This is a genomic window from Shinella sp. SUS2 (assembly GCF_001262505.1).
Lineage (GTDB): Bacteria > Pseudomonadota > Alphaproteobacteria > Rhizobiales > Rhizobiaceae > Shinella.
Genome location: NZ_KQ410725.1, coordinates 314,866 through 338,999, shown reverse-complemented (window position 1 = coordinate 338,999; position 24,134 = coordinate 314,866). Strand labels below are relative to the sequence as shown.

General features: G+C 64.2%; 23 protein-coding genes. 21 read left to right on the top strand and 2 right to left on the bottom strand.

From position 1 onward, the window contains the following. Positions 1-9 precede the first annotated feature (9 nt). From AKG11_RS06745 to AKG11_RS06700, 10 genes are all read left to right on the top strand, one after another. Positions 10-1,089: an ABC transporter substrate-binding protein gene (locus AKG11_RS06745; protein WP_050743354.1), complete on the top strand. Its 1,080-nt coding sequence runs from the start codon at positions 10-12 to the stop codon at positions 1,087-1,089. A gap of 82 nt (positions 1,090-1,171) precedes the next feature. After that, a complete protein-coding gene (locus AKG11_RS06740; RefSeq protein WP_245290141.1) occupies positions 1,172-2,278 on the top strand; it encodes an ABC transporter ATP-binding protein in 1,107 nt (368 codons plus the stop codon). After that, a complete protein-coding gene (locus AKG11_RS06735; protein ID WP_082342357.1) occupies positions 2,278-3,552 on the top strand; it encodes an ABC transporter permease in 1,275 nt (424 codons plus the stop codon). The genes AKG11_RS06740 and AKG11_RS06735 overlap by 1 nt, the downstream gene beginning before the upstream one ends. A gap of 9 nt (positions 3,553-3,561) precedes the next feature. Next, positions 3,562-4,470 carry an ABC transporter permease gene (locus AKG11_RS06730; protein ID WP_023512242.1) on the top strand — a complete coding sequence of 303 codons (909 nt, stop codon included), beginning with the start codon at positions 3,562-3,564 and terminating at the stop codon, positions 4,468-4,470. Between the two features lie 39 nt (positions 4,471-4,509). Then, the gene (gene speB, locus AKG11_RS06725; RefSeq protein WP_050743352.1) at positions 4,510-5,466 is read left to right on the top strand and encodes an agmatinase; all 957 of its coding nucleotides are present in this window, start codon (positions 4,510-4,512) and stop codon (positions 5,464-5,466) included. A 79-nt stretch (positions 5,467-5,545) separates the two neighbouring features. Further along, positions 5,546-6,745 carry a M20 family metallopeptidase gene (locus tag AKG11_RS06720; RefSeq protein ID WP_157255819.1) on the top strand — a complete coding sequence of 400 codons (1,200 nt, stop codon included), beginning with the start codon at positions 5,546-5,548 and terminating at the stop codon, positions 6,743-6,745. Positions 6,746-6,785: 40 nt separating this feature from the next. Beyond that, positions 6,786-8,093 (top strand): aminotransferase class III-fold pyridoxal phosphate-dependent enzyme, encoded by a 1,308-nt coding sequence (locus AKG11_RS06715; RefSeq protein WP_023512239.1) that lies wholly within the window; start codon positions 6,786-6,788, stop codon positions 8,091-8,093. An 18-nt stretch (positions 8,094-8,111) separates the two neighbouring features. Next, positions 8,112-8,486, top strand: coding sequence for a nuclear transport factor 2 family protein (locus AKG11_RS06710; protein WP_023512238.1), 375 nt, complete (start codon positions 8,112-8,114; stop codon positions 8,484-8,486). A gap of 80 nt (positions 8,487-8,566) precedes the next feature. After that, entirely contained in the window at positions 8,567-9,469 is a 903-nt protein-coding gene (locus AKG11_RS06705) for a DMT family transporter (protein ID WP_197283962.1), read from the top strand. Between the two features lie 171 nt (positions 9,470-9,640). After that, complete coding sequence (locus AKG11_RS06700) at positions 9,641-10,855, top strand: pyridoxal phosphate-dependent aminotransferase (RefSeq protein ID WP_050743349.1); 1,215 nt, start codon at positions 9,641-9,643, stop codon at positions 10,853-10,855. A gap of 76 nt (positions 10,856-10,931) precedes the next feature. Here the strand turns inward: AKG11_RS06700 and AKG11_RS06695 are convergent, their stop codons facing one another. Then, positions 10,932-12,128, bottom strand: a complete 1,197-nt coding sequence (locus tag AKG11_RS06695; RefSeq protein ID WP_050743348.1) for an MFS transporter — start codon at positions 12,126-12,128, stop codon at positions 10,932-10,934. Between the two features lie 127 nt (positions 12,129-12,255). On the opposite strand from AKG11_RS06695, the gene AKG11_RS06690 reads away from it, so the two are divergent. Continuing rightward, entirely contained in the window at positions 12,256-12,531 is a 276-nt protein-coding gene (locus tag AKG11_RS06690) for an ArsR/SmtB family transcription factor (RefSeq protein WP_371260042.1), read from the top strand. A 58-nt stretch (positions 12,532-12,589) separates the two neighbouring features. On the opposite strand, the gene AKG11_RS06685 is transcribed toward AKG11_RS06690, so the two are convergent. Next, on the bottom strand, positions 12,590-13,222 hold the full coding sequence (locus AKG11_RS06685) for a TetR family transcriptional regulator C-terminal domain-containing protein (protein WP_050743346.1): 633 nt from the start codon (positions 13,220-13,222) through the stop codon (positions 12,590-12,592). A 259-nt stretch (positions 13,223-13,481) separates the two neighbouring features. Between AKG11_RS06685 and AKG11_RS06680 the strand changes: the two genes are divergently transcribed. The 10 genes from AKG11_RS06680 to AKG11_RS06635 all read left to right on the top strand — a co-directional run bounded on the left by AKG11_RS06680 (position 13,482) and on the right by AKG11_RS06635 (position 23,937). Beyond that, positions 13,482-14,309, top strand: a complete 828-nt coding sequence (locus AKG11_RS06680) for a uracil-DNA glycosylase family protein (protein ID WP_050743345.1) — start codon at positions 13,482-13,484, stop codon at positions 14,307-14,309. Between the two features lie 3 nt (positions 14,310-14,312). Then, positions 14,313-15,953 (top strand): GMC family oxidoreductase, encoded by a 1,641-nt coding sequence (locus AKG11_RS06675; protein ID WP_050743344.1) that lies wholly within the window; start codon positions 14,313-14,315, stop codon positions 15,951-15,953. Then, positions 15,950-16,270, top strand: a complete 321-nt coding sequence (locus AKG11_RS06670) for an NIPSNAP family protein (protein WP_023512230.1) — start codon at positions 15,950-15,952, stop codon at positions 16,268-16,270. Before AKG11_RS06675 ends, AKG11_RS06670 begins: the two co-directional genes overlap by 4 nt. A 116-nt stretch (positions 16,271-16,386) precedes the next feature. After that, positions 16,387-17,412 carry a BMP family ABC transporter substrate-binding protein gene (locus tag AKG11_RS06665; protein WP_037407166.1) on the top strand — a complete coding sequence of 342 codons (1,026 nt, stop codon included), beginning with the start codon at positions 16,387-16,389 and terminating at the stop codon, positions 17,410-17,412. 146 nt (positions 17,413-17,558) lie between these two features. Continuing rightward, positions 17,559-19,139 carry an ABC transporter ATP-binding protein gene (locus AKG11_RS06660; RefSeq protein WP_050743343.1) on the top strand — a complete coding sequence of 527 codons (1,581 nt, stop codon included), beginning with the start codon at positions 17,559-17,561 and terminating at the stop codon, positions 19,137-19,139. Next, positions 19,136-20,173 (top strand): ABC transporter permease, encoded by a 1,038-nt coding sequence (locus tag AKG11_RS06655; RefSeq protein WP_023513622.1) that lies wholly within the window; start codon positions 19,136-19,138, stop codon positions 20,171-20,173. Before AKG11_RS06660 ends, AKG11_RS06655 begins: the two co-directional genes overlap by 4 nt. Further along, on the top strand, positions 20,170-21,063 hold the full coding sequence (locus tag AKG11_RS06650) for an ABC transporter permease (protein ID WP_023513621.1): 894 nt from the start codon (positions 20,170-20,172) through the stop codon (positions 21,061-21,063). The genes AKG11_RS06655 and AKG11_RS06650 overlap by 4 nt, the downstream gene beginning before the upstream one ends. Before the next feature lie 8 nt (positions 21,064-21,071). After that, the gene (locus AKG11_RS06645) at positions 21,072-21,497 is read left to right on the top strand and encodes a VOC family protein (protein ID WP_050743342.1); all 426 of its coding nucleotides are present in this window, start codon (positions 21,072-21,074) and stop codon (positions 21,495-21,497) included. Further along, positions 21,494-22,432, top strand: coding sequence for a nucleoside hydrolase (locus AKG11_RS06640; RefSeq protein ID WP_050743341.1), 939 nt, complete (start codon positions 21,494-21,496; stop codon positions 22,430-22,432). Before AKG11_RS06645 ends, AKG11_RS06640 begins: the two co-directional genes overlap by 4 nt. Continuing rightward, a complete protein-coding gene (locus tag AKG11_RS06635) occupies positions 22,429-23,937 on the top strand; it encodes an amidohydrolase family protein (protein ID WP_050743340.1) in 1,509 nt (502 codons plus the stop codon). The genes AKG11_RS06640 and AKG11_RS06635 overlap by 4 nt, the downstream gene beginning before the upstream one ends. Positions 23,938-24,134: the final 197 nt, after the last annotated feature.

The following is a 24,134-nucleotide window of genomic DNA, read 5'->3' as shown; positions in this document are numbered from 1 at the left end:
ACTCGGAACATGAAACGATTTTTGACGTCCGTCGCCGTCATCGCCATTGCCGCCGGTGGCCTTTCCGTGCCGGTGTTTGCCGCGGAGGCGATCACCGTCGTCTCCTGGGGTGGCGCCTATACCGAAGCCCAGAAGAAGGCGTTCTACGAGCCTTTCACCAAGGCGACCGGGATCGCCGTCAACTCCGTCGATTACAATGGCGGCCTCGGCCAGATCAAAGCGCAGGTCGAAGCCAGGAACGTCACCTGGGACGTGGTTGTCGGGGAGAAGGCGCTTGCGGAAACGGGCTGCTTCGACAACATCCTCGAAAAGCAGGATGCCGGGGGGCTTCCGGCCGCTACGGACGGCACGGCGGCCAGCGAGGATTTCGTCGAGGGGACGCTCAGCGACTGCGGTATCGGGTCGGTGATCTGGTCGACATCCATGGCTTACAACACGTCGAAGCTGGCCGATGGTCCGAAAACCATCGCGGACTTCTTTGATCTGGAGAAGTTTCCCGGCAAACGGGGTCTGCGCAAATCGGCGGATGTGAATCTCGAATGGGCCTTGCTGGCGGATGGCGTGCCGGCTTCCGATGTCTACAAGGTTCTGGAGACCAAGGAGGGGGTCGACCGCGCCTTCGCGAAACTCGATACGATCAAGTCCGCCGTCGTCTGGTGGGAGGCGGGCTCGCAACCGCCGCAGCTTCTGGCGGATGGCGAGGTCGTCATGACCTCCGCCTACAGCAGCCGTATCTTCAACGCCATCAACGATGAAAAGCAACCGTTCACCATCGTCTGGGACGGGCAGGTCTGGGACAGGGATGTCTGGATGATCCCGAAGGGAACACCGAACCTCGAGGCTGCAACGAAATTCGTCCATTTCGTCAGCGAGACCACGCAGCAGGCCGCAATCACGAATTCCAGCTCCTACGGGCCTGTCCGCAAATCCGCCATCGCCCTGATCGGCAAGAACGACAAGACCGGCGTCGAGATGAAGGACTTCGTCCCGACCGCGCATCTCGAAAACGCCATCGAGTCCGACAGCGAGTTCTGGTCGACCTACCGCGACGAGCTGTTTGCCCGGTTCAATTCGTGGCTGGCTAAGTAGCCGTCCCTTCAACCTGCGAGATTTTACCTGCTGGCAGCCGTGGCTGCCGGCAGCCGGTGAACGATTGGGTGGAGACAGGACGTTGGCGTCAGTCAATTTTGCGAACGTTAGCAAGACCTACGATGGCACTGTATCGGTGGTCGACAATCTGAATCTCGATGTGCGGGAAGGGGAGTTCCTGAGCATGCTCGGGCCTTCCGGCTCCGGCAAGACGACATGCCTGATGATGCTTGCCGGTTTCGAGACCGCGACATCCGGCGAAATCTTCCTCGACGGCCGGCCCATCAACCGGGTGGCTCCCCAGCGCCGAAACATCGGCATGGTGTTCCAGAACTACGCTCTGTTCCCACATATGACGGTTGCGGAAAACCTCGCCTTTCCCCTGCAGGTCCGGAACATTTCCAAGGCCGATACGGCCGAGAAGGTGAAGCGGGCGCTGGACATGGTCGAACTGCCGCATCTCGGCAACCGCCGGCCGGCACAGCTTTCGGGCGGCCAGCAGCAGCGCGTCGCGGTCGCGCGCGCCCTCGTCTTCGATCCGAAACTCGTGCTGATGGACGAGCCGCTCGGCGCGCTCGACAAGCAGCTGCGCGAGCAGATGCAATACGAGATCAAGCGCATCCACGAGCGGCTCGGCGTCACCATCGTCTATGTCACCCACGACCAGGCCGAAGCCCTGACGATGTCGGATACGATCGCGGTGTTCAATTTCGGCAAGATCCAGCAGCTGGCGAAGCCGGACGCGGTGTACGAGACGCCAAGCAACAGCTTCGTGGCCCAGTTCATCGGCGAGAACAATGTCCTGCCTGGAACCGTGACGGAGCGGGACGGGGACGTGTGCCGGGTCAGGATCGACAATGGCGACGTCCTCAGTGCGCTTGCCGTTACAAAGGCTGCGGTCGGTGGGGCGACCCTGCTTTCCCTTCGGCCCGAACGCATCGTCGTCGAACCGGCGACAGAGGGGCCTGGGCAAACCGTGGTGGGCGGGGAGGTGGTCGATCAGGTCTATGTCGGCGACCACTCGCGCATCCAGGTGCGTGTGTTCGGCAAACACGAATTCGTGGTGAAGGTTCAGAACGCCTCGCTCCGGCGGACCTTCAGGAAGGGCGAACCCATCCGGCTTGGCTGGCAGGTCGGCGACTGCCGGGCTCTCGACGAGGCATCCGGCCGCGGTCGGGAGGCGGCGTGATGAGGGGAAGCACCGCCACCGCGGGATGGCCGGCTCCGGAGCCTGCTGTTCTGCCCGCCACCTCGGTCATGAAACAGCACCGACGCTCGAAGAGACAAGCCCAGTTGCGGGCGCTGGCCCTCGTTGCGCCACTCTGCATTTTTCTCCTGGTCATGTTCGCGTGGCCGCTGGCAACCATGTTGCAGCGGGCCGTCAGCAATGATGAATTCGGGGCGGTTCTGCACCGTACCTCCCTTTCGCTTGCGGAATGGGACGGCAACGACACGCCTCCGGAAAATGTCTACGCGGATCTCGCCGCCGATCTCAGGCAGGCGAACGACGAGCAAAAGCTGGGGCAGGTCACGTCGGCGCTCAATTTCGACTGGGCAGGGGCCCGGCCGCTGGTGATGCGGACGGTCAGGCAACTGTCGTCCGAGCCCGCGAACGGCTGGAAGCAAACGCTCGTCGCGGCGGCCCCGGACTGGGGAAATCCCGGGCTTTGGGCACTCATCAAGCGCTTGAGCCAGCCGTACACGTCGCGGCATTTCCTTGCAGCGCTCGACCTGCAACATGCTGCCGACGGCTCGGTCGAGCGCGTCGATGCGAACATGGCGATCTACCAGACGCTCTTCCTGCGCACGCTCTGGGTCAGCGCCGCCGTGGCGGGTCTCTGCCTCGTGCTGGGCTATCCCGTCGCTGCGCTGCTGGCAAGGCTGCCGCTGAAGACATCCAACCTGCTGATGATGCTCGTCCTCCTGCCGTTCTGGACGTCTCTGCTCGTCCGCACGACGTCCTGGATCGTCCTTCTTCAGGGGCAGGGTGTGATCAACGACATCCTCGTCTTCGTCGGCGCGGTGAACGACGCGAACCGGCTGCCGCTCATCTTCAACGTCACGGGCACGCTCATCGCCATGACGCATGTGCTGCTGCCGTTCATGATCCTTCCGCTCTACAGCGTGATGAAATCGATTCCGCCGTCCTATGTCCGCGCTGCGCTCTCGCTCGGTGCATCGCCTGTCACCGCCTTCCGCAGGGTCTATCTCCCGCAAACCGTTCCCGGTGTCCTTGCCGGTTCCCTTCTCGTCTTCGTGCTCGCCGTTGGCTACTACATCACGCCGGCACTCGTCGGCGGGCAGAGCGGCCAGCTCATTTCCAATGTCATCGCCTATCACATGCAGCAGTCGCTGAACTGGGGTCTTGCTGCTGCCCTCGGTTCGATCCTGCTCGTGGGCGTTCTCCTCGTTTACTGGCTGTTCAACCGCCTCACCGGCGGCAACGGCCTCAGGATGGGTTAGGAGCTGACCATGGCGCTTCCCGCACATACTTCCGTCGCCGGCCGCATCGCCCATTACAGCTATCTGGCGTTCTGCGGCCTCGTTCTCCTCTTTCTCATCGCCCCGATCCTGGTGATCATTCCGCTGTCGTTCAACGCCGCGCCCTACTTCACCTTCTCGCGCGACATGCTTCAGCTCGATCCGTCGGCGTTTTCGCTGCGGTGGTATCGGGACATCATCCAGAACGGAATGAACGATCCGAATGCGCCATTCGGCTGGGGCTATCTGGTCGACAGCTGGAACAATGCACAGTGGATCCATTCGCTGAAGAACAGCTTCGTCATCGCCGTCGCGACGACGCTTCTGTCGATGCTGCTCGGCACGCTGGCGGCATTGGGGCTGACGAGCCCGAACATGCCGGCGCGTGGCCTCGTCATGAGTGCGCTCATCTCGCCGATGGTCGTTCCGCTCGTGATCACCTCCGCCGGCATGTATTTCGTCTTCTCCCAGCTGGGGCTGACGGGCACGTTCGCAGGCCTCATCATCGCTCACACCGTTCTGGGCACGCCCTTCGTCCTGATCACCGTTGCCGCGACCCTCGAAGGTTTCGACCGCAACCTGATCAGGGCCGGGCTCAGCCTCGGTGCCTCTCCGGTCCGCGTGTTTTTCAAGGTCATCGTGCCGCTGATCCTGCCCGGCGTGATCTCGGGTGGCGTCTTTGCCTTCGCGACGTCCTTCGATGAGGTCGTGACGGTCATCTTCCTCGCCGACTACGACCAGCGCACCGTTCCGAGACAGATGTGGGCCGGCATCCGGGAGCAGATCAGCCCCACGATCCTGGCGATGGCGACCATCCTCGTTTTCCTCTCTCTCGGTCTTCTTACGGCGGTCGAACTGCTCAGACGGCGATCGGACCGGATGCGCGGCGTCGCCGCCTGATCCAGCACAATCTCAAACAATAAAATTCAGGAGACACCCATGCTTGACAAGAGCGACTTCCAACCCGTCGATGCGGCCGTAACGCCGCGCTTTTCCGATGTTGCGACGTTCCTGCGGACGCGGCGCCACGACATCGTGTGCGGCATCGATATCGGACTGTGCGGCGTTCCCTTCGATCTCGGCCTGAACTATCGCTCCGGCCCCCGCCAGGGACCCGCCGGTGTGCGCGAGGCCTCGCGCATCATCCGCCGTATCCACCCCGTGACGGGCGTTCGCCCGTATGACCTGTGCACCGTCGCCGATATCGGCGACGCGCCGATCAATCCCTTGAACAAGGACGCGTCGATCGATCAGATCCAGGCGTATTTCCAGGAGGTCAAGGACGCGGGCATCCGGCCCATTGCCATCGGCGGCGACCACACCATCCCGACGCCGATCCTGCGTGCGCTTGCCTCCGACCGGCCGGTCGGCATCCTGCATATCGATGCCCATGCCGACGTCATGGACACGATGTGCGGCACGAAGGTGAACCACGCCACGTTCATGCGCCGCGCCTATGAGGAGAACCTCATCGATCCCCGGCGCGTCGTGCAGCTCGGCCTGCGCGGCAGCCGGTTCGGCGATGACGATGTCCAGTTCGGCTATGACAAGGGGTACAGCATTATCACCCTCGACGAGTACGAGGAGATGGGGCGCGCCGCGGTGATCGAGAAGATCAACAGCGTTCTCGGCGATGGCCCCTTCTACATCTCCCTCGATATCGACAGCATCGACCCCGCCTATGCGCCGGGCACCGCCGTGCCGGAAATCGGTGGCCTTCTGCCCCGCGACCTCCAGGTGATCATCCGCTCGCTGCAGGGCAAGGACCTCGTCGGCGCCGACATCAGCGAAGTCGCTCCGGTTTACGATCCGACCGGCATCACCTGCGTCACCGCCGCGAACATGATGTTCGAGATGCTGTGCGTGATGGCGAAGGCGGTCGAGAAGGCCAGGTAACCGGATGGACACCGCCAGGACCAACCCGGACATCGCCGGGAAGACCAACGGCCGCCGGACCGAAAGGGGTGTGACGAGAATGACGAACGACATGATCCTTGCAGCAATAGACGGGTGCCTTGACGCCGACAAAATGGTCGCGGCGTGCCAGGAGGTCGTCCGGACGCCCAGCCTCTCCTTCGAGGAAGGTGCCGTGGCGGCAATCTATGCCAGGCATCTGCGGGAGCTCGGCTTCGATACCGTCGAAACCGATGCGAACGGCAATGTGATCGCGGTGCTGCGCGGTGCAGGCAATGGACCGTCCCTGATGGTCAACGGCCATATCGATCATGTCCCGACCGGGGAGATGAAGGACCCTTTCAGCGGCGCGCTGGTCGATGCGCGCCGTTGGGGCGAGGAGGGGACCGCGATTTACGGCCGCGGTACCTGCGACATGAAATGCAACGTCATGGCAAGCGCCTATGCGATCGCGGCGATCAAAAAGGCCGGGGTGAGACTTTGCGGCGATGTGGTTTTCGTCGCCGATGTGGGGGAGGAAGTGGATTCGCCGCTGGGTGTGCCATCGGTCATCGCCCGGGGTGTGCGCACGGATTTCGGACTGAACACCGAATCCAGCCGTGGCTGCGTTCACATCGGTCATCGCGGCAAGATCGATGTGGAGATCACGGTCCACGGCCGCACCTCCCATGCGTCGGAACCCGGCAATGGCGTCAATGCGGTGTTCGAAGCTGCTCCGTTCCTTGACGAACTGCAACGCTATGCGGCAGCCATGAAGGACGACGCCGTTCTCGGACCGGCCACGGTGACGTTGATTTCCATGAAATCCTCGCCGGACAACGGGACGGCGGTGGTGCCCGACCGCTGTATCATCCGGGTCGACAGGCGATATGTACGCGGCGAGACGGCCGAAAGCTGCGAGCGGGAGCTTCGCGACATTCTCGAGCGGATCGCTTCCGGCAATGCGGGCTTCACCTACGACCTTGCCGTCATCGTGCACTACCCCTTGATGTGGGTCGATCCGGAAAGCCCGGTCGTCTCGGCTGCGCTTCGTGCGCGGGAAGCCATGACCGGACGGCCCGACACGGTCGCCTCCTGGCGGTTTGGCGTCAACGGCACGTTCATGTGCGCGGCGGGCATCCCGACGGTCGGCCTCGGGCCCGGCAATGAAAAATGGGCACACACGCCCGACGAACACATCCTGGTTGCGGATCTCGTCGAAGCCTGCGGCATCTGGAGCCGCATGATCGTCGATCTGTGCGGGGTCGCTTCGGCGGACTGACGCGACCAAATCACTCATTCATCTCTAAATGGAGGCTCTCATGAGCAGACTTCTTCAAACCGGTCTCAACGCGGGCAAGGACCCGGTCATCAAGGTCGTCGATGGCGAGGGCGTATATTTCATCCTGGCGGACGGTCGGCGCCTGATCGACGGGAGCAACACCGGCGGGCCGCTCGGCCACAAACATCCGGCGATGGTCGAGGCGATGGTCAAGGCGGCATCCAACCCGGTCATCAACGAAGGCTGGTTCTGGGCCGAGCGTGAGGCGGCTGCCGAGGATCTGATCGACATCGCCTTCGGCGAGGAGAAGAGCTGGGTGGGCGCCGTCCGCTTCTTCCTGTCGGGAAGTGAAGCGAACGATCTCGCGCTGACCTTTTCCCAGGCGCTTACCGGCCGAACGGAGCTGGCGACCCGCGAGCGCGCGTATCACGGCATGGCAGGGCTTGCCCGGCAGATGACCGTGCAGCCGCACTGGCACGGTGGCCTTGCCATCCAGGGCGGCGGCAGCAAGCCGGTTCCCGCGCAGGTCCCCGTGCGGATCATCCCCGGCCCGGTCAATGCCAGATATGGCGGTGTTTCCGACAACCGGCCGCTCGCCGATCGCATGGCGGGCACCGAGGAGGCACTCTCTTCTGTCGCCGCCACGATCATCGACTACACGCAGGGCGGCACCTACTACGACGCGGACTATCAGGACTATGTGGCGAGGGCCGCACGCAAGGCCGGATCCCTCTGGATCGCCGACGAGGTCGTGACCGGTCTTGGCCGCAGTGGTCGCTGGTTCGCTTTCCAGGGCGGCGAGACCCGCCCGGATATCGTCACATTGGGCAAGTGCCTTGCCGGCGGTTCTGCTCCTGCCGGTGCGGTCGTCATGTCGAAGGACATCGTCGATGAGATGAAGGACAAGAGCTGGCAGACCTACAGCACCTTCCGGGCACATCCGAGTGCTGTTGCCGCGATCCGTGCCTACCTTTCTGTCATGAAGGACGGTGACATCATCCGCCGCGTCAAGGCGCTGGAAGGGCGAATGCAGCAGGGGCTGGTGGATATCGCACGGCGGCATCCGAGCGTTGCGCGGGTCGACGGATTTGGCCTGCATTGGACCGTCGAACTCCACGGCCCCGACTGGCGCGACTGGTATGCCGACACGGCTGTGTCCCCCGTCGCGTCACGTGTGGCGGCCCGGGCAATCGAGGCGGGGGCGATCATCGGTACCAGCGGCGAACAGACGTCCCTTTTCCTTGCGCCGTCGTTCATCATCTCGGATGCTGAACTCGATACGCTGCTGGCGGCTCTCGACCATGGTCTGAACCTGGCGGATGCCGAATTCGAACGCGGCGCAGCTTGAAAAGAGGAAGATATCAACATGACTGACAATTCTGCGGCTGAAGGCATCCACGCGGCAGTCCAGGCATATCTGGACGCACTGTATTTCGGTGATGTGGAGGGGTTCCGCTCGGTCTTTCATCCCCGCGCGCAACTCTATTCCGCGACGGAGGGGAAGCTCGTGAACCTGGATGTCGATGCCTATCTCGATCTGGTGGCCAATCGGCCGTCTCCTGAAGGGAAGGGCGATGTGCGCCAGGACGAGATCCTCTCGATCACGGTTTCCAGCCCCACGACCGCGCATGCCCGCGTGAAGGACGTCTACCTGCCGAAAAGGTTCGTTGACGAGCTGACCTTCGTCCTCATCGACGGCAAGTGGCAGATCGTCGCGAAAGTCTGGCATTTCGAGATCTGACCGGTCTGTCGTTCCCTCTGTACGGGGAAGCGCCTTGTTTCGGGGCGGAGGTTTCTCGGGGAGTGGAAGGCGGGAATGTCGTGAGATCGGATGGTGCGGCGTTGATCGGGGTCTATGGGGTTGCCTTGCTGGCGGTGTTGTTGTGGGGCGCCTCTCCGGTCGGCACCAAACTCGCGCTCGGCGAAGTTTCACCGCTCGGCGTGATGGCGATCCGCACGGTTGCGGGTGGTCTCGTTGGGCTGGTGCTTGCCCTCTTGCTTGGTATCAGACTTCCGCCGACGAACCGGGAGGTCGCCCAGGTCGCGCTTGCGGGATTTTGCGGCATGGTCGCCTTTCCAACGCTTTTTTCCTGGGGAATGCAGTCAACGTCCGCCACGCACGGCGCGATGATCCTTGCATGCATGCCGGTGACGACGTCGGCGATCGCCTATGCGTCGGAAGGGCGATTGCCGCCCGGTCTTTGGTGGATCGGATGTGCCGTGGCCCTCGGCGGAGAAAGCCTGCTGGTGTTTGGGCGCGGGGGCGCCACGGATGGCGACGCGACGCTGGGTGGCGATCTGCTTGTCCTCTCGTCGACGCTGTTCGCCTGCGGGGGATATGTCATCGGCGGGAACCTGCAGAAGCGCGGGTATCCGGCGCGCGCGATCACCTTCTGGGGGGCGGGCCTGTCGGCCTGCCTCCTTCTGCCGCTGACACCCTGGCTGCTCGGACCGGTCGATCCCACCCTGTGGAAGACGGCAACCTGGATGGCGTTGGCCTATCTCGCCTTCGGCGTCACCACCCTCGGCTATGTTCTCTGGTATTGGGCACTCGGCCAGGGCGGCGTCGGCCGCATGAGCCTCATGCAGTTTCTTCAGCCCGTATCCGGATTGACGCTGTCTGCCGCCCTGCTGGGCGATCGGATCGGCTTTTCCGTGATCATCGCCTCCGCCCTCATCGTCGCCGGAGCCTTTGTCGCGACCATCGGGTCGCGGTCGGGTTGAGGGCGCCGAGATCGATGAAGAAAGGGCTGGGTCCCATGCGAAAACGATCCTCTGCCATCCGCACGGTTCGTGTCGCGGCGGAGGTCTTCGGGAGTGAGACGACGGAAAATGCCCGGGTGAACTCAGCGGGTGATGCGTTCGCCAGAGGCGCCGCGAGGGGAGAAGGTATTGATGGAACTGTCTCAAAACACAGATACGCTTGACGGGAGCTTGCGGTTTTCGGCGCATACGAGGGCAATCGCCAGCGAAGGGGCGGCCGGCTGGGTCATCGCCGATGCCGCGGCGGATGCGTTGGACCGCGGAGAAGATGTGGTCAGTCTTTGTCTCGGCGACACCTCCTTCGACACGCCCGTCAGGATTACCGATGCCGCGATCCGAAGCCTTCGGGCGGGGCGGACGCACTATGCACCGGTTCCGGGGACGCCGGAGCTTCGCAGGAACGTCGCCCGTGCCCAAAACCGTTTCGACCTTCAGGATTGGTCGGCCGATCAGGTGACGGTTTTCGCCGGCGCCCAGAACGCGCTTTTCGCCGCCATGATGACCGTCGCGGGGGCGGGGGACGAAGTGCTCTACCTGGAGCCCTGGTATGCGACCTACGAGGCAACCATCCGTGCCGGTGGCGCCGTGGCACGCCCGGTCAAACTATCCATGGACGCCGGCGGCGCACGGCTTTCGCTGGAATCGATCCTGGCCCAGGTGACGGAGCGGACCCGGGCGATCCTCCTCAATTCTCCCAACAATCCCGGCGGTTACGTGCTCGATCGCGCCGAACTCGAAACCGTCGCCTCCGTTGCGGAACGGCACAACCTTTGGATCATCAGCGACGAGGTCTACCGGAATGCCGTCTTCGACGGTGCGTTCCTTTCCGCCGCGTCGTTGCCGGGGATCCGGGAGCGCACGATCATCGTGAACAGCCTGTCGAAATCCCATGCGATGACCGGCTGGCGCGTGGGGTGGACGCTGGGCCCACCCTCGGCCGCCGCCCATCTCCAGAACATGGCCCAATGCATGCTGTTCGGCTCGCCGACCTTCGTCCAGGATGCGGCGGCGGTCGCGCTGGAAGAGGCGGGCGATGAGGAAATGTTGTTTTTCTCCAACGAACTGCGCCGCCGTCGCGACCTCATGAGTGCCGAACTTTCGCGGCTGCCGCAGCTGCGTTTCGTCCGGCCCGTGGGCGGAATGTTCTGTTTCGTCGATGTCTCTGCGACCGGGCTTTCGGGGACGCAATTTGCTGAACGCCTGTTCGCTGCGGAAGGCCTTGCTGTCGTGCCCGGCGTCGCATTCGGGCCCAACATGCACAGCTTCATTCGCCTCTCCTTTTCCGGATCAGAGGACCTGATTGCGAAGGGGCTGGGGCGTCTTCGTCGTTTTTGCGAGGCGCTTTGAGAACGCGGGCCTCCGTCGGGATTTGCGTGGAATCCAGGTCCAGGGACCGTTTGACCTCGGCCTCTCGCGGAGAACGTCAATCCGACGTGCCGAATCTGCGCAGCAGACCTGCCGTCGCGGAGAACAGAACGATCAGCGTGCCGTAGCCCAGCGTCGTCGCCGTCAGCCCGAACATGCCGACGGCGATGCCGGCGAGCAGGGTGGGGAGGCCGAAGGCGAGATAGCTCAGCGTGAACAGTGCGGCGAAGAGCTCACCGCGCTCGTCCGGCCGCACGACCGGGACGATCGACCGCAGCACGCCGTAGAAGCAGGTTCCGAAACCCGTTCCGGCGATCACCAGAGCCACAAGATAGGCGGGCAGCGACTGCCAGCCGATCGCCGCAAGCGTCAGCGCCGTTCCGATCGAAAGCGCCGAGGTTCCGTAAAGCGTGACCCGCCGTGAGGAATGTCCGCGTGCGATGTAGCAGGCAACCGCGCCGGCGGCGCAGAGCAGCACGATCACGCTCGCCTGCGTCACATGATCCTTCGCGCCGAAGACGTGCCGGACGATCGGTGCGCCGAGCGAGAGATAGAGCCCGCCCGTCGCCCAGCCCGCGATAACGGCGGGGGCGCTCCGCCAGAACGCCCTGGCGGCGGCGGCGGGTATGCCGACCCGCGGGCGAAGCGAGGCCCAGACACCTTCATGCCGTGGCGCGGTTTCCGGGATGAGCCAGATCGCAGCGGCAAACAGCGCATAGGCGACGACCAGCGTGCCAAACACATCCGCCTCCGCCATGTCCGTCGCATCCATCAGAATGCCGGCCGCAAGAGCCCCCACGGCGAGCCCGCCCAGCGGAATAACCGAGTTCCAGACCGCGGCGCTGCCCGGCCTGTCCCTCGGTTCGAGATCGACGACGGTTGCCGACAGCGCGGAGAGCAACAGTCCCGCCGCGATGCCCTGCAAGGCGCGCGCCAGGATCAATCCGCCCACGTCGCCCGCCTGCCAGAACAGCAGCAGGCTCAGCGCCATCAGCGCAAAGCCGCCGGAGATCACCGGCCGCCGGCCGACATGGTCGGACAGCGATCCCGTGACGAGCAGCGAGGCCAGCAGCGCGACGGTGTAGACGGCGAAGATGCCGGTCAGCGTGGCCGCCGAAAAACCGATCTCCTGCTGCAGCAGCGGATAAAACGGCGAGGGCGCGCTGGCGCCGGCCATCATCACCGCCATGCCGGCAAGCGTGATGCGGAAGCCGGTTCGGCTGCGTAGCGGCGTGAAGAGCGTCGCATCTGTCACGGGGCACCTGATTGTTCGAATAATTTCGAACCAATATCTACTATCATTTCCACCATGGTTCAACTAAATTCGAACCATGGCGCCCGAGATACCAGAACTCCCGCATCCCGCCCGCATGGATATGCGGTTGACCGACGTGCTCTTCGCGTTGAGTGATCCCGAGCGGCTGGCCATCGTGCGCCAGCTCGCCGACGGCCCGCTCGAGATGGCCCAATGTCATCTTTCCGACCCTTCGATGCCGAAGTCGACCAAGTCGCATCTGATGAAGGTGCTGCGCGAGGCCGGTATCATCCGCAATGAGCCATTGGGCCGCGGCCGCCGCCTCAGCCTCCGGCACGACGACCTGGAGGCGCGGTTTCCGGGATTGATCGGTTCGGTGCTGTCCGCCTCCGCCGAGACGTAGCTGACTATCCGGGACGGCCGCGCGAGACCCTCACGGCGTCCTGGCTCAGCGCAAACGCTCAGGGATTGCGGAGAATGCCCCGCAGGATCGTTTCGGTGATGGTGGTGGCTGCCTTTTCGTAGTCCTCTGCTTTCAGGCGCGACTTCTTCAGGGCGTCGGCGGCGACGGGTTCGAAGTCCGCGTAGAACTGCGTCGATGCCCACAGCATGACGAAGAGGTGGCGGGGATCGACCGGCAGCATCTTGCCGGCGGCAATCCAGCCCTCGACGACGGCCACATGCGCATCCGTGATCTGGCGCATGTGGTCGCGATCCTTCTTCTTCAGGAACCGCGCGCCCTGGATGATCTCGCTGGCGAAGAGGCGGGATTCCGCGATGTTCTTGCGCGTGTATTCGAGCTTTGCCTTGATGTAGAGCCGGAAGGCCTCCGCGGGCTCGCGTTCGGGCGAGATGTATTTCAGCGCATCGTCCCAGCTGGCGATGAGATGCGCGATGATCGCGGTGTAGATCTCTTCCTTGGAGGAGAAGTAGTAGTAGACATTGGCCTTCGGCAGGCCTGAAGCCTCCGCGATCTCGGCGATGCGTGTGCCGTCGAAGCCCTTGCGCGCGAAGATTTCGATCCCCGCCTTGATGATGAGGCGCATGTTGCGTTCGCGGATGCGCTCCTCGGGATCTTTAGCTGCCCTTGCCATGTGGTTCCGCCTCCATCTCGCCGTCGCTTCGTACCAGGCAATCGTGCGTGGTGGCGGGATCGTCTGCGCAATTGCCGCGTTTTCCGGCGAAATGCAAGCGTTTCGATCTTTGCCAAAAGCTGACGTATTTGTCAGGAAAAATTGACCGAGTCGTCATTTTTTGTCTTTTGGAAAGTTGACACTTTGGTCAAGTTTTGTCTAGTCTTCCCTTCAGTGGACGGAAGGGGAGGCCGGGATGTCGATGCGGTTGAGGGAGGCGATGGCGCAGACGCTTGCCGGCTGGGAAGGCGACCTGCCGCAGCTCTGGCGTGCCGCGCTCGGCTCCGTCGGCGCGGATTTCGATCGTGTCGGCGGCGATCTCGAGCTGGAGGCGTGGGAGCCGATCTTTCCGGCCCGCCGTGGCAAGGTTTTTCCCGGCCAGCCGCCGGGGGCGCATATGCTCGCCGCCTTTGACGGCATTGCGCCGCGGGATGTGCGCTGCCTGATCCTCGGGCAGGATCCCTATCCTGAACCCGGTTTCGCAACGGGCCGCGCCTTCGAGGCCGGCAATCTTGCTGGCTGGGGTGAGCTGGACAAGATGTTCTCGAAGAGCATCCGCGCCTATATGCAGCTCATCGCGGCCGCGCGCCTCGGCGATGAAAGCCTCGCGCGGGATTTCGGCCGATGGCCGGATGTGCGCCATCTGCTGTGTGATCCGGCGGGGGTGTTCGAGGCGCCCAGCCTGATTGCCGACCGCTGGGTGAGGGAGGGTGTCCTCCTGCTCAACGCATCGCTGACGCTCTCCCGTTTTCGCGTCGATATCGATCCGCACCAGTCGCGCGGGCATCTGCCCTTCTGGCGGCCGCTCATGCTGCGCGTGGTCGAAACGCTTCTGGCGCGGGACGCGCCCGTCGTCTTCCTGGGTTTCGGCGCGGCTGCCGCCGATATCTTTGCTGCGGCCGGTGTCGGTGAGGGGCGTGAGGGCCATGTCGCCTATGTCCAGCGCGCGCATCCCGCTTTTGCCGATGATGTGCTGGGCCGGGAAAATCCGTTCCTTCTGTGCAATTCCTATCTGGAGGCGATGGGCGGCCAGCCTGTCGCATGGTGATCCATGGCGTCTGCCCCGGAATATGATTTCATCATCGTCGGCGCGGGGTCGGCGGGCTGCGTTCTTGCGAACCGCCTGTCGAAGAACCCGGCGAACCGTGTGCTGCTGATCGAGGCGGGCGGCAAGGATCGCAATCCGCTGTTCCGGCTGCCGATGCTGATGGGCAAGCTGTTCCATTCGGGCATCTACAACTGGCATTATCACACGGAGCCCGAGCCCCATCTCAACGGCCGCTCGCTCTACTGGCCGCGCGGCAAGGTGCTGGGCGGGACCTCGACCATCAACGGCATGATCTACGTGCGCGGCAATCGCCACGATTATGACCGCTGGTCGCAGCTCGGCTTGCCCGGCTGGTCCTATGACGAGGTGCTGCCGGCATTCCGGCGCTCCGAGGCCCATATCCAGCGCAAGGATGCGTTCCACAGCGCAGACGGCGAACTGACCGTCTGCCGGGCCCGTGGCCACAATCCGCTGATGGACGTGTTCTGCGAGGCGGGCCTGCAGGCCGGCTACCCGGACAACGACGATTTCAACGGCGCCACCCAGGAAGGGTTCGGCCGCTACGACTTCACCATCCGCAAGGGAAAGCGCTGGTCGACGTCCTGGGCCTTCCTGCGCCCCGCGCTCGATCGCAAGAACCTGACCGTGCTGACGGGGGCGGAAACGACGCGCCTCGTCATCGAAGACGGCCGGGCATGCGGCGTCGACTATGTCAGGGACGGTCGGTCGGGGCGCGCCCATGCTGGGCGTGAGGTCATCCTGTCCGCGGGCGTCGTCAATTCCCCCAAGGCCTTGCTCCTCTCGGGCATCGGGCCGGCCGACGAGCTGCGCGCACTCGGCATCAAGCCCGTGCTCGATCTTCCGGGTGTCGGCAAGAACCTTCAGGATCATGTCGACTGCGTCATGAGCTGGGAATGCCGGGAGCCGATCACCCTGTTCGGCGACCTGCGTGCCGACAAGCTCATACCGGCCGTTGCCCAGGGCATGCTGTTCGGGGAAGGCATCACGACGACCTTTCCCTACGAGGCCGGCGCCTTCATCCGCTCGAACGATGGTCTCGTCGCGCCGGACATCCAGCTGCATTTCATGCCGGCGCTGGAAAAGACGGCCAACCTGCACTTCCCCAATCCGTTCCGCAAGAAACAGGCGGTGGAAGCCAACCACGGGTTCACGATCCGTGTCGGCCCCGTCAATCCGGTGAGCCGCGGCGAGATCACGCTGCGGTCGGCCAATCCCGCCGACAAGCCGAAGATCCTGGCCAACTACCTGCGCGACGAGTTCGACATTCGCACGATGATCGACGCCATCCGGCTGACCCGGGACATCGTCGGCCAGAAGGCTTTCGACCGATACCGCGGCAAGGAGCTCGCGCCCGGGCCGGAGGCGCTTGACGATGCGGCGCTGACACGCTGGCTTCGTGCAACGGCCATGACGACCTTCCATCCGGTGGGAACGGCGAAGATGGGCAACGATCCCATGGCCGTGGTGGACGCGCGGCTCAAGGTCCGCGGCATCGAGGGGCTGCGCGTCGCCGACGCCTCGATCATGCCGATCATCTCGAGCGGCAACACCAATGCACCGGCCATCATGATCGGCGAGAAATGCGCCGAGTTCATCCTGAACGCAGAAGGAGCGATCCGATGATCCTCGAACACCGCACCTATACCTTCAAGCCCGGTACGGTCGATAAGTGGATGAAGAAATACGAGGCTGACGGCCTGCCCGTGCAGAAGCGCCACCTCAACACCTTTGTCGGCCTCTATTCCTCGGAACTCGGCACCCTTCACACCACGGTTCTGATGTGGGCCTACGACAGTCTCGCCGACCGTGAGGCGCGCCGGACGGCGATGTATGCCGACCCCGACTGGCAGACGTTCATCTCCGAGGTCTGGGCGCTGGACGCGATCCAGAAGCAGGAGGTGATGATCATGAACCCGGCCTCCTATTCGCCTCCTCTTTGAGGCGGCAACCGACGCGCAGCAGGGCCTGCGTGTCGGCGAATGCGCATGCGAAACGACAATCGATAAAAGAGGGAACCATCATGACAGACAAGACTGGGACCAATGCACAGCACAGGATGCATCGCCGCACATTCCTGCAGGCGAGCGCAGGCGCCGCGGCGCTTGGCTTTGCAGCCAGCATCGTGCCCGAATTCGCCCGCGCCTCCGGCGGGCTGGTCGCGCTCGTTCACACGCAGGCGGCCGGCGACAACGGTCCGGTGGACCAGATGATCGCCAAGCTCAAGCAGCTTTCGGAGGAAAAGGGCTTCGAGTACCGCGCCATCTACGCGCAGGATCCGGCGACCTACGAGACCATCTACCGCACGCTTGGCGATGCGGGCGCTGCGATCATCGTCTCGACCTTCAACGAAGTGGCCGAGCCCTTCAAGGCGCTGGCGCCGTCCTATCCCAACACCAAGTGGATCCAGCTTTTCGGCGACCCCTTCGAACCGGCGATCCCGAACGTGGTGACCGTTTCCTACGACTACTATCTCGGTTGCTATCTTTCGGGCGTCTTTGCCGCCAGGATGACCTCGACCGGAAAGACCGGCTTCATCGGCGGCGTCTCGATTCCCCCGCTCAATGCCGATTTCAACGCGTTCAAGGCCGGCGTGCACTCCATCCGGCCGGATGCCAGCGTCGTCGCCGCCTTTGCGGGCTCGTTCCAGGATCCCGCCAAGGGGCAGGAAATCGCCACCCAGATGTACAATGACGGCATCGACTACATCCAGACCGATGCGGCGGCCACCGACGGCGGCATCATCGCTGCGGCCAATGAAAAGGAAGGTCGCATGGTGAGCTGCCTTGCGCCCGGGCAGTACGAGCTCGGTCCGAAGTCGCTCATCTCCATCGTCAGCCTCGATTTCGGCGTCTCGCTCTACAACGAGGTCACCAAGGCCGTCGGCTCCGACTGGAAGGGCGGTACGCATGAGCATACGGGCCTCGGCACCGGCGTCATCGATTTCATTCCTTCGCCTGTTTTCGCCGAGCAGGGACCGGCAGATCTCAATGCGAAGGCGAAGGAAGCGCTCGTCGAGGTCGACAAGGTTCGGGCGGGCATTCTGGACGGATCCATCAAGGTCCCGTTCAACACAACGCTTTGAGCCTCCACGCCGGCCCATCGGGCCGGCGTGGAGGCTTGACGGACAATCGGCATCGGCCGTCCCCGAGGGATGGTCGCGGGAGGTTCGCGGCTCGTCTCCAGCCCTGTTGACGGACGTGAACCTCTGCTCTCGTTGGGAACCGTATCATGCCCAATCTTCCAAAGTCGGCCCTGGAGTGCCGCGATGTCACCGTGAAGTTCGGTGACGTGACGGCTCTGTCGGAGGTTTCAGCCTCCTTCGCTCCGGGCCAGATCCATGCCGTCGTGGGCCAGAACGGCGCCGGCAAGACGACCTTCGCCCGTGTCGCCGCCGGCCTCGTGCGGCCGACTTTCGGTGCCGTCGACGTGATGGGGCATGAAATCCGCACGGGGCAGGTCAGGGAAAGCCGCGCCGCGGGCGTGGAACTCGTCCACCAGAGTTTTGCCCTGCCGCCGTCCTTCACCGTTGCCGAGACCATGGAGTTCGGGGCGACGGACAAGGGCGGCATCTACAGCCGCAAGGCGCTTGCGGAGAAATGGCGGCCGCATCTTGCCGGGCTCGACGTTCAGGTCGATCTCAACCGGCGGATCCGCGACCTGCCGATCGAGACGCAGCAGGGCATCGAGATCGCGCGTGCGCTGGTGACGGATGCGTGCGTCCTCATTCTCGACGAGCCGACGGCGGTGCTGTCGCCGGCGGGCATCGACATGCTGTTTTCCCGCGTTCGACGCCTCAAGGCGCGTGGTGTCACCGTCATCCTCATTCTGCACAAGATCCGTGAGGTGCTTGGTATCGCGGATACGGTCACGGTGCTGCGCGGCGGCCGGAAGGTGGAGGGGCCGCTTCCGATCGCCGAGGTCCCGGCCGAGCGGCTGGCCAACCTGATCGTCGGCGATGCGGTGGCCAGGACGCTCGATGGGCACGACCGCGACGCCCTGGTCGGAACGAAATCCCCGGCCGGCGGGGATGCCGACCAGCCGTCCCAGGCAAAAGGCCCTGCCGTCTTGTCGATGAAGGCCGTTTCCACCCGGCCGGACAGCGAGGGCATCGCACTCGACACGATCGACCTTGATATCCGTCCGGGCGAAATCGTCGGCATCGCCGGTGTTGAAGGCAACGGGCAGAAGACACTGGTCCGGGCGATTTCCGCCCTCGCGGACCTCGACGGCGGCTCGATCGCTCTCGCCGGGCAGGACGTGACCCGCCAGCCGCTTGCCGCCCGCCGTGCGATCGGTCTCAGGATCATTCCCTTCGAGCGCAACGTGGAAGGCCTCAGCCTTACCAGTTCGCTCTGGCAGAACTGGAGCGCGCGGGACCTGCTGCAGGGCAGTCTGCTCAAGGTCATCCGGCCCGCGGTCATCCGCGAGGCGTGCGACCGCTCGCTCAAGGCATGGAGCGTGCACTACCACAATTGCGGGCAGAGGGCCGGCTCGCTCTCCGGCGGCAACGCACAGAAGGTGATCCTCGCGCGCGAGGTCGATCCGGCCGCGCGGCTGATCATCGCCGCCCAGCCGACACGCGGCCTCGACATCGGCGCGACCGCCTTCGTGTGGCAGGCGCTGAGGCAGGCCCGCGACCGCGGTGCCGCCATCCTGCTCATCTCGTCGGATCTCGATGAGCTGTTCGATATTTCCGACCGCGTCGTGGTGATGTTGTCGGGACGGCTGAATGGGGAGTTCCGCGCGCCCTTCGACATCGGGTCGGTGGGGGCTGCCATGACCGGCGCTGCTGTGAGGGCAAACGCATGAAAGACAGCCTTATCACCGTCCTCCGCAGTCTGGTCTTCGTCATCTTCGCGCTCGTGCTCTGCGCACTCGTCTTCCAGCTTGCCGGCTACAACGCACCCGTCATGCTCTGGGCGGTGCTCGACGGGGCGTTCCTGCGCAGTGGCGCGATCGAACAAAGCCTCCGGTGGGCGCTGCCGCTGTTCATCACGGCAGTCGGCGTCGGCATTTCCTTCCGGGCGGGGTTCTTCAACATCGGCGCGCAGGGCCAGTTCTATGTCGGCGCGATCTGCGCCGCGTTTGCGGCCGAGGCGCTGAAGGGCGGGCCTGCCGTCCTGGTCATTCCCGCACTGCTGCTCGCCGGCATGCTGGGCGGCGCCCTCTGGGCTCTCTGGCCGGGTCTGCTGCGCCTTCGCTCCGGCACCGACGAGGTCATCACCACGCTGATGGGCAACTTCATGGCAGGCCTGCTTCTGGTCTATGTCACCGCGGGACCGCTCAAGGATCCCTCGGGCTCCGGCCAACAGGCATCGAGCCGGCCGCTCGATGCGGCCTACCGCATTTCCGATTCCCTCGGCCTCTCCCCGACCATCATTGCCATCGCGGCCATCGTCGGCATCCTGATGTGGCTGCTGGTGAACCGGACCGCCTTCGGGGTGCTGGCGAGCCTTGCCGGCCGCAACGGCACGATGGTCGAGTGGCAGGGGGCACGGCTCTGGAAGCTCGGCCTGTCCAGCTTCCTCATTTCCGGGGCGCTGGCGGGCCTTGCCGGCACGATCGAATTCATGGGGCCGAACGGCCGTATCGCTTCGGGCTTCCTGCCGGCGCATGGCTTCACGGCGATCCTCATCGCGCTCGTCGCCAATCTCTCCGTTGTCGGAACGGCGGTGGCAGCCGTGTTCTTCGGCGGCCTTGCTTCCGCGGCGCTCTACCTGCCGATCATGGCGGGGCTGCCAGCGGCGGCCATCGACATCATCAATGCAGCGATCGCGCTGTTCATTACGGCACGGTCGAAGCTTGTCGACAGGGTGCTGCGTTTTGGAGGGCGTTCGTCATGAACGAGATCATCATCGCCATCCTGCGTTCCGGAACGCCGCTGATCTACGTCACGCTCGCCGGCGTCATCGCCCAGCGGGCAGGGGTCTGGAACCTCGGCCTTGAAGGCCTGATGATCATCGGCGCCTGTGCCACGATCCTCGGCATCATGCTTACCAAATCCGTGGCGGCGGCCATCCTCATCGCCATCCTTGCCTGTGTGCTGGCGTCGGTGCTTCTCTGGTTCGTCATCGACAGGCTGAAGGCCAACCCCATCATCGCCGGCCTCGGGTTGACGGGGCTCGGTGTCGGCGGCACGGCACTCGCCGTCCAGTCGATCTTCGGCAGCCAGGCGACCGTTACGGCCCCGTTCGGCATTCCCAAGCTCGGGCCGGCCTTCGGCACCTACGGAGTGCTGTCGATCTCTGTGGCCGCCATGCCCTTCGTCGTCTTCGCCATGTGGGTCCTGCTGCGGCGAACACGTTTCGGCCTTCGGCTCGCAGCTTGCGGCGAGCACCCCTTTGCCGCCCGTGGGGTCGGCGCCAACCCGTCGCGCATGCGGCTCGTGGCGCTTTCGATCGGCGGGGTTCTGTGCGCGATCGGCGGTGCGGAACTTGCCGCCGGGAGCCTGCAGTTCTTCGCCCAGGGCATGACCGCCGGGCGTGGATTCATGGCCTTCGCCGCGGTCATCTTCGGAGCCGCTCATCCGGTGGGCGCGACCTTCGCCGCGCTCTTCTTCGCGGTGGTCGGGGCGATCGGCATCCGCGCCCAGCTCATGTTCGGCGACAGGATCCCGCACGATCTTCTGCAGGCGCTGCCCTATCTCGCCACCGTCTTCGGCGTCTGGCTTTCCGGCAAGCTGCGCGGCGGGGCGAAAGCGGCAAGTTCCTTCGCCGAACTGCGGGACCAATAGGAGGCATCATGATGTTCGCACAACGCCATCCGATCCGGGACGTCTGTATCCTGGTCACCGATCTCGAGGCATCCATCCGCTTCTACACGCAGAAACTCGGCTTCAAGCTCCAGCATCGCGCGCCGGGCTTCGCCGACTTCATCGGTGCGGGCCTGACGCTTGCGGTGTGGGACCGGGCGCATATCGAGACGCATGCCAATGTGTGCGTGCCGAAAGGGTCGGCCTCGGCCGTGCTCGTCGCGGTAAGGCTCGACAGCCCGGCCGATATCGATGCGCTCCATGCGGACCTTGCGACGGAGGGCGTGGTCTTCGTCGGGCCGCCGGCCGACTATCCCTGGAATGCTCGCTGCCTCTATTTCCACGGGCCGGACGGCGAGACCTGGGAGCTTTACGCGTGGCTGGAAGGCGACGCGCCGGGCAAGGTGGCGGCATGATGCGCAAGCTCATCATCCTCACCGATCCCGGGCAAGACCAGGCCGCTGCAATCCTGATGATTCTCGGCCAGCGGCAGGCCTTCGACGTGCTCGGCCTCGTCGCGACGGCCGGCAACATCAATCTGGAGCATACGGTCACCAATTGCCTGAAGCTGATGGAACTGGCCGGTCGGCCGGATGTTCCTGTCTTCGCCGGTTGCCCGCATCCGATCATCCGCCCGCTGGTCATGGCCGAGCATGTGCATGGTCCGACGGGTCTTGATGGCCCGGACCTGCCGCCGCCATCCATCAAAGCCCGGGAGAAACACGGTGTCGATTTCATCATCGATACCGTCCGCGCCCATCCCGGGGAGATCACCATCTGTGCGCTCTCGCCCGTGACGAACCTCGCGATGGCTCTGCGCAAGGCGCCTGACATTGCCGGAAAGATCCGCGAGGTCGTCGCGATGCTCGGCGCTTACTTCGAGGTCGGCAACATAACCCCGACCGCGGAGTTCAACTGCTATGTCGACCCCGAAGCCGCCGACATCGTGCTGAGGGCCGGCATCAGGACAACGCTGCTGCCGCTCGACGTGACGCACCGGATGCGCTCGACGCGTGCGCGGCTCGATGCGATGCGGGCGCTTGCCAACCGCTGCGGGGTGGCGACGGCGGAGATGCTGGAATTCTCCGAGACCTTCGATCTGAAAAAATATGGCTGGGAGGGCGCGCCGCTGCATGGGCCCTGCGTGCCTGCCTTCATGCTGGCGCCGGAGATGTTTTCGGGGCGCCAGATCAATGTCTCCGTCGAACTCAACGGCACTTTGACGGCCGGCATGACGGTCGCCGACTGGTGGCAGATCACCGACCGGCCGAAAAACGTGTTCTATGTCCGCGACGGCGATCCCGCCGCCTACTACGATCTCCTGCTGCAATCCCTCGGAAACCTGCCATGAGCGAGACGCTGATCCGCAACGCGACGATCGTCGCCATGGACGCAGAGCATGGTTCGGCTCCCTTTTCCGGCGATGTCCTCATCGACGGTGCGACCATCAAGGCGGTCGGCGGCACGATCGCCGCTGGGCCGGGCGCACGCATCATCGAGGGGCGCGGCAAGCTGGTCATGCCCGGGCTCGTCAACGCGCACACCCATTCCAGCGAGACTTTCCTTCGCGGTCGCTACGAGCGCATGCCGCTCGAGATCTGGCTGCTCTATGCCTATCCGTTGCTGATGAACGACCCGATCGGCGAGCGGCTGCTCTATCTGCGCAGCCTGCTGCTGGCGATGGAATCGCTGCGCAACGGCGTCACCACCTTCTGCGACGACTTCTTCGACCCGCCAAGGCACGACCTAGACCGGCTTGCCACGGTGTTCCGGGCCTATGAATATGCCGGCATTCGCGCCAACGTCTCGAGCGCCGTGATGAATGTGCACACGCTCGACGCCTTGCCCTTCGCGCGCGAGGTGATGCCCCCCGAACTGCAGGCGCGTCTCGGTTTCGGGCCCCCGATGACTGCGGGCGCCTATATGGATTACTGTCGTTCCGCCTTCTCCAGCCTGCACGGCAAGGCGGGTCGATTGAACTTCATGATTGCCCCCTCGGCGCCGCAGCGCTGCACGCCCGATCTCATGGCCGCCTGCATGGACCTTGCGGTCGCACGGCATGTGCCCTTCCATACCCATATTCTCGAGACGAAGACGCAGGCCGTGACGGGCCCGGTGCTGCACGGCAAGTCTCTCATCGCCTACATGCACGATCTCGGTCTCCTGAAGCGCAACACGACCATTGCGCACTCCGTCTGGGTCAGCGACGAGGACATGCGGCTGATGGGGGACGCGGGCGTTTCCGTCGCGCACAATGCCGTGTCGAACCTGAAGCTCGGCGCAGGCATTGCCCCGATCCGCCGTCTGCTCGATGCCGGTGTGACGGTCGGGCTCGGCACCGATGGTGTTTCCTCGAACGACACGTCGCGCATCTTCGACGTCATGCGCGTTGCCGGCCTCGTGCACAGTGCCGCCGGACCCGACCACGAGAAATGGGTGGCGGCGCATGAAATCCTGACCATGGCGACGATCGGTGGCGCGAAGACGGCCATGCTGGAGGAGGTGACGGGGTCGCTGGAGGTCGGCAAGGCAGCCGATCTCCTGATTCTCGATCTGAAGACCTACCCCTTCATGCCGCTCAACGATGTCGCCAAACATCTGGTCTATTCGGAAAACGGATCCTCGATCGAAACGGTGATGGTCGCCGGGCGGATCGTCATGCAAGGCGGACGCCTGACCACGGTGGATGAAACGGCCGTCTTTGACGAGGTTGCCGCGCTGGTGCCGGCCTATCTTGCCGAGCATGCCGAGCTCGAGCGTCGCAACGCGGTCTTCGAACCTGTCATGGCCGAAATCCATCGCAGGGCGACGGGGATGGACATTGCCATCAACCGCTATCAGGGCGATGGCGGTTGATCAGCGCTTCGAGCCGACAAGGCTGAGCTTTTGCAAGATCTTCCGTAGTGCCGGCATGCGCCAGACCGGCTCGAAGCATTCGCCGACATTGGCGGTGACGGGCAGGGCGACACGGCAGCCGGTGCTGACGATGGTCAGTGAGATGGTGTGCTTTCACGCCGTAGGAAACGTCTCTTCCTTTTCGGAGAAAAGCCGGG

What these genes read in the sequence shown, in the direction of transcription:
- AKG11_RS06745 (WP_050743354.1), top strand. Translation starts at nt 10, where the DNA reads ATGAAACGATTTTTGACGTCCGTCGCCGTCATCGCCATTGCCGCCGGT.
- AKG11_RS06735 (WP_082342357.1), top strand. Translation starts at nt 2,278, where the DNA reads ATGAGGGGAAGCACCGCCACCGCGGGATGGCCGGCTCCGGAGCCTGCT.
- AKG11_RS06730 (WP_023512242.1), top strand. Translation starts at nt 3,562, where the DNA reads ATGGCGCTTCCCGCACATACTTCCGTCGCCGGCCGCATCGCCCATTAC.
- speB (WP_050743352.1), top strand. Translation starts at nt 4,510, where the DNA reads ATGCTTGACAAGAGCGACTTCCAACCCGTCGATGCGGCCGTAACGCCG.
- AKG11_RS06720 (WP_157255819.1), top strand. Translation starts at nt 5,546, where the DNA reads ATGACGAACGACATGATCCTTGCAGCAATAGACGGGTGCCTTGACGCC.
- AKG11_RS06715 (WP_023512239.1), top strand. Translation starts at nt 6,786, where the DNA reads ATGAGCAGACTTCTTCAAACCGGTCTCAACGCGGGCAAGGACCCGGTC.
- AKG11_RS06710 (WP_023512238.1), top strand. Translation starts at nt 8,112, where the DNA reads ATGACTGACAATTCTGCGGCTGAAGGCATCCACGCGGCAGTCCAGGCA.
- AKG11_RS06700 (WP_050743349.1), top strand. Translation starts at nt 9,641, where the DNA reads ATGGAACTGTCTCAAAACACAGATACGCTTGACGGGAGCTTGCGGTTT.
- AKG11_RS06685 (WP_050743346.1), bottom strand. Translation starts at nt 13,222, where the DNA reads ATGGCAAGGGCAGCTAAAGATCCCGAGGAGCGCATCCGCGAACGCAAC.
- AKG11_RS06680 (WP_050743345.1), top strand. Translation starts at nt 13,482, where the DNA reads ATGGCGCAGACGCTTGCCGGCTGGGAAGGCGACCTGCCGCAGCTCTGG.
- AKG11_RS06675 (WP_050743344.1), top strand. Translation starts at nt 14,313, where the DNA reads ATGGCGTCTGCCCCGGAATATGATTTCATCATCGTCGGCGCGGGGTCG.
- AKG11_RS06670 (WP_023512230.1), top strand. Translation starts at nt 15,950, where the DNA reads ATGATCCTCGAACACCGCACCTATACCTTCAAGCCCGGTACGGTCGAT.
- AKG11_RS06665 (WP_037407166.1), top strand. Translation starts at nt 16,387, where the DNA reads ATGCATCGCCGCACATTCCTGCAGGCGAGCGCAGGCGCCGCGGCGCTT.
- AKG11_RS06660 (WP_050743343.1), top strand. Translation starts at nt 17,559, where the DNA reads ATGCCCAATCTTCCAAAGTCGGCCCTGGAGTGCCGCGATGTCACCGTG.
- AKG11_RS06655 (WP_023513622.1), top strand. Translation starts at nt 19,136, where the DNA reads ATGAAAGACAGCCTTATCACCGTCCTCCGCAGTCTGGTCTTCGTCATC.
- AKG11_RS06650 (WP_023513621.1), top strand. Translation starts at nt 20,170, where the DNA reads ATGAACGAGATCATCATCGCCATCCTGCGTTCCGGAACGCCGCTGATC.
- AKG11_RS06645 (WP_050743342.1), top strand. Translation starts at nt 21,072, where the DNA reads ATGATGTTCGCACAACGCCATCCGATCCGGGACGTCTGTATCCTGGTC.
- AKG11_RS06640 (WP_050743341.1), top strand. Translation starts at nt 21,494, where the DNA reads ATGATGCGCAAGCTCATCATCCTCACCGATCCCGGGCAAGACCAGGCC.
- AKG11_RS06635 (WP_050743340.1), top strand. Translation starts at nt 22,429, where the DNA reads ATGAGCGAGACGCTGATCCGCAACGCGACGATCGTCGCCATGGACGCA.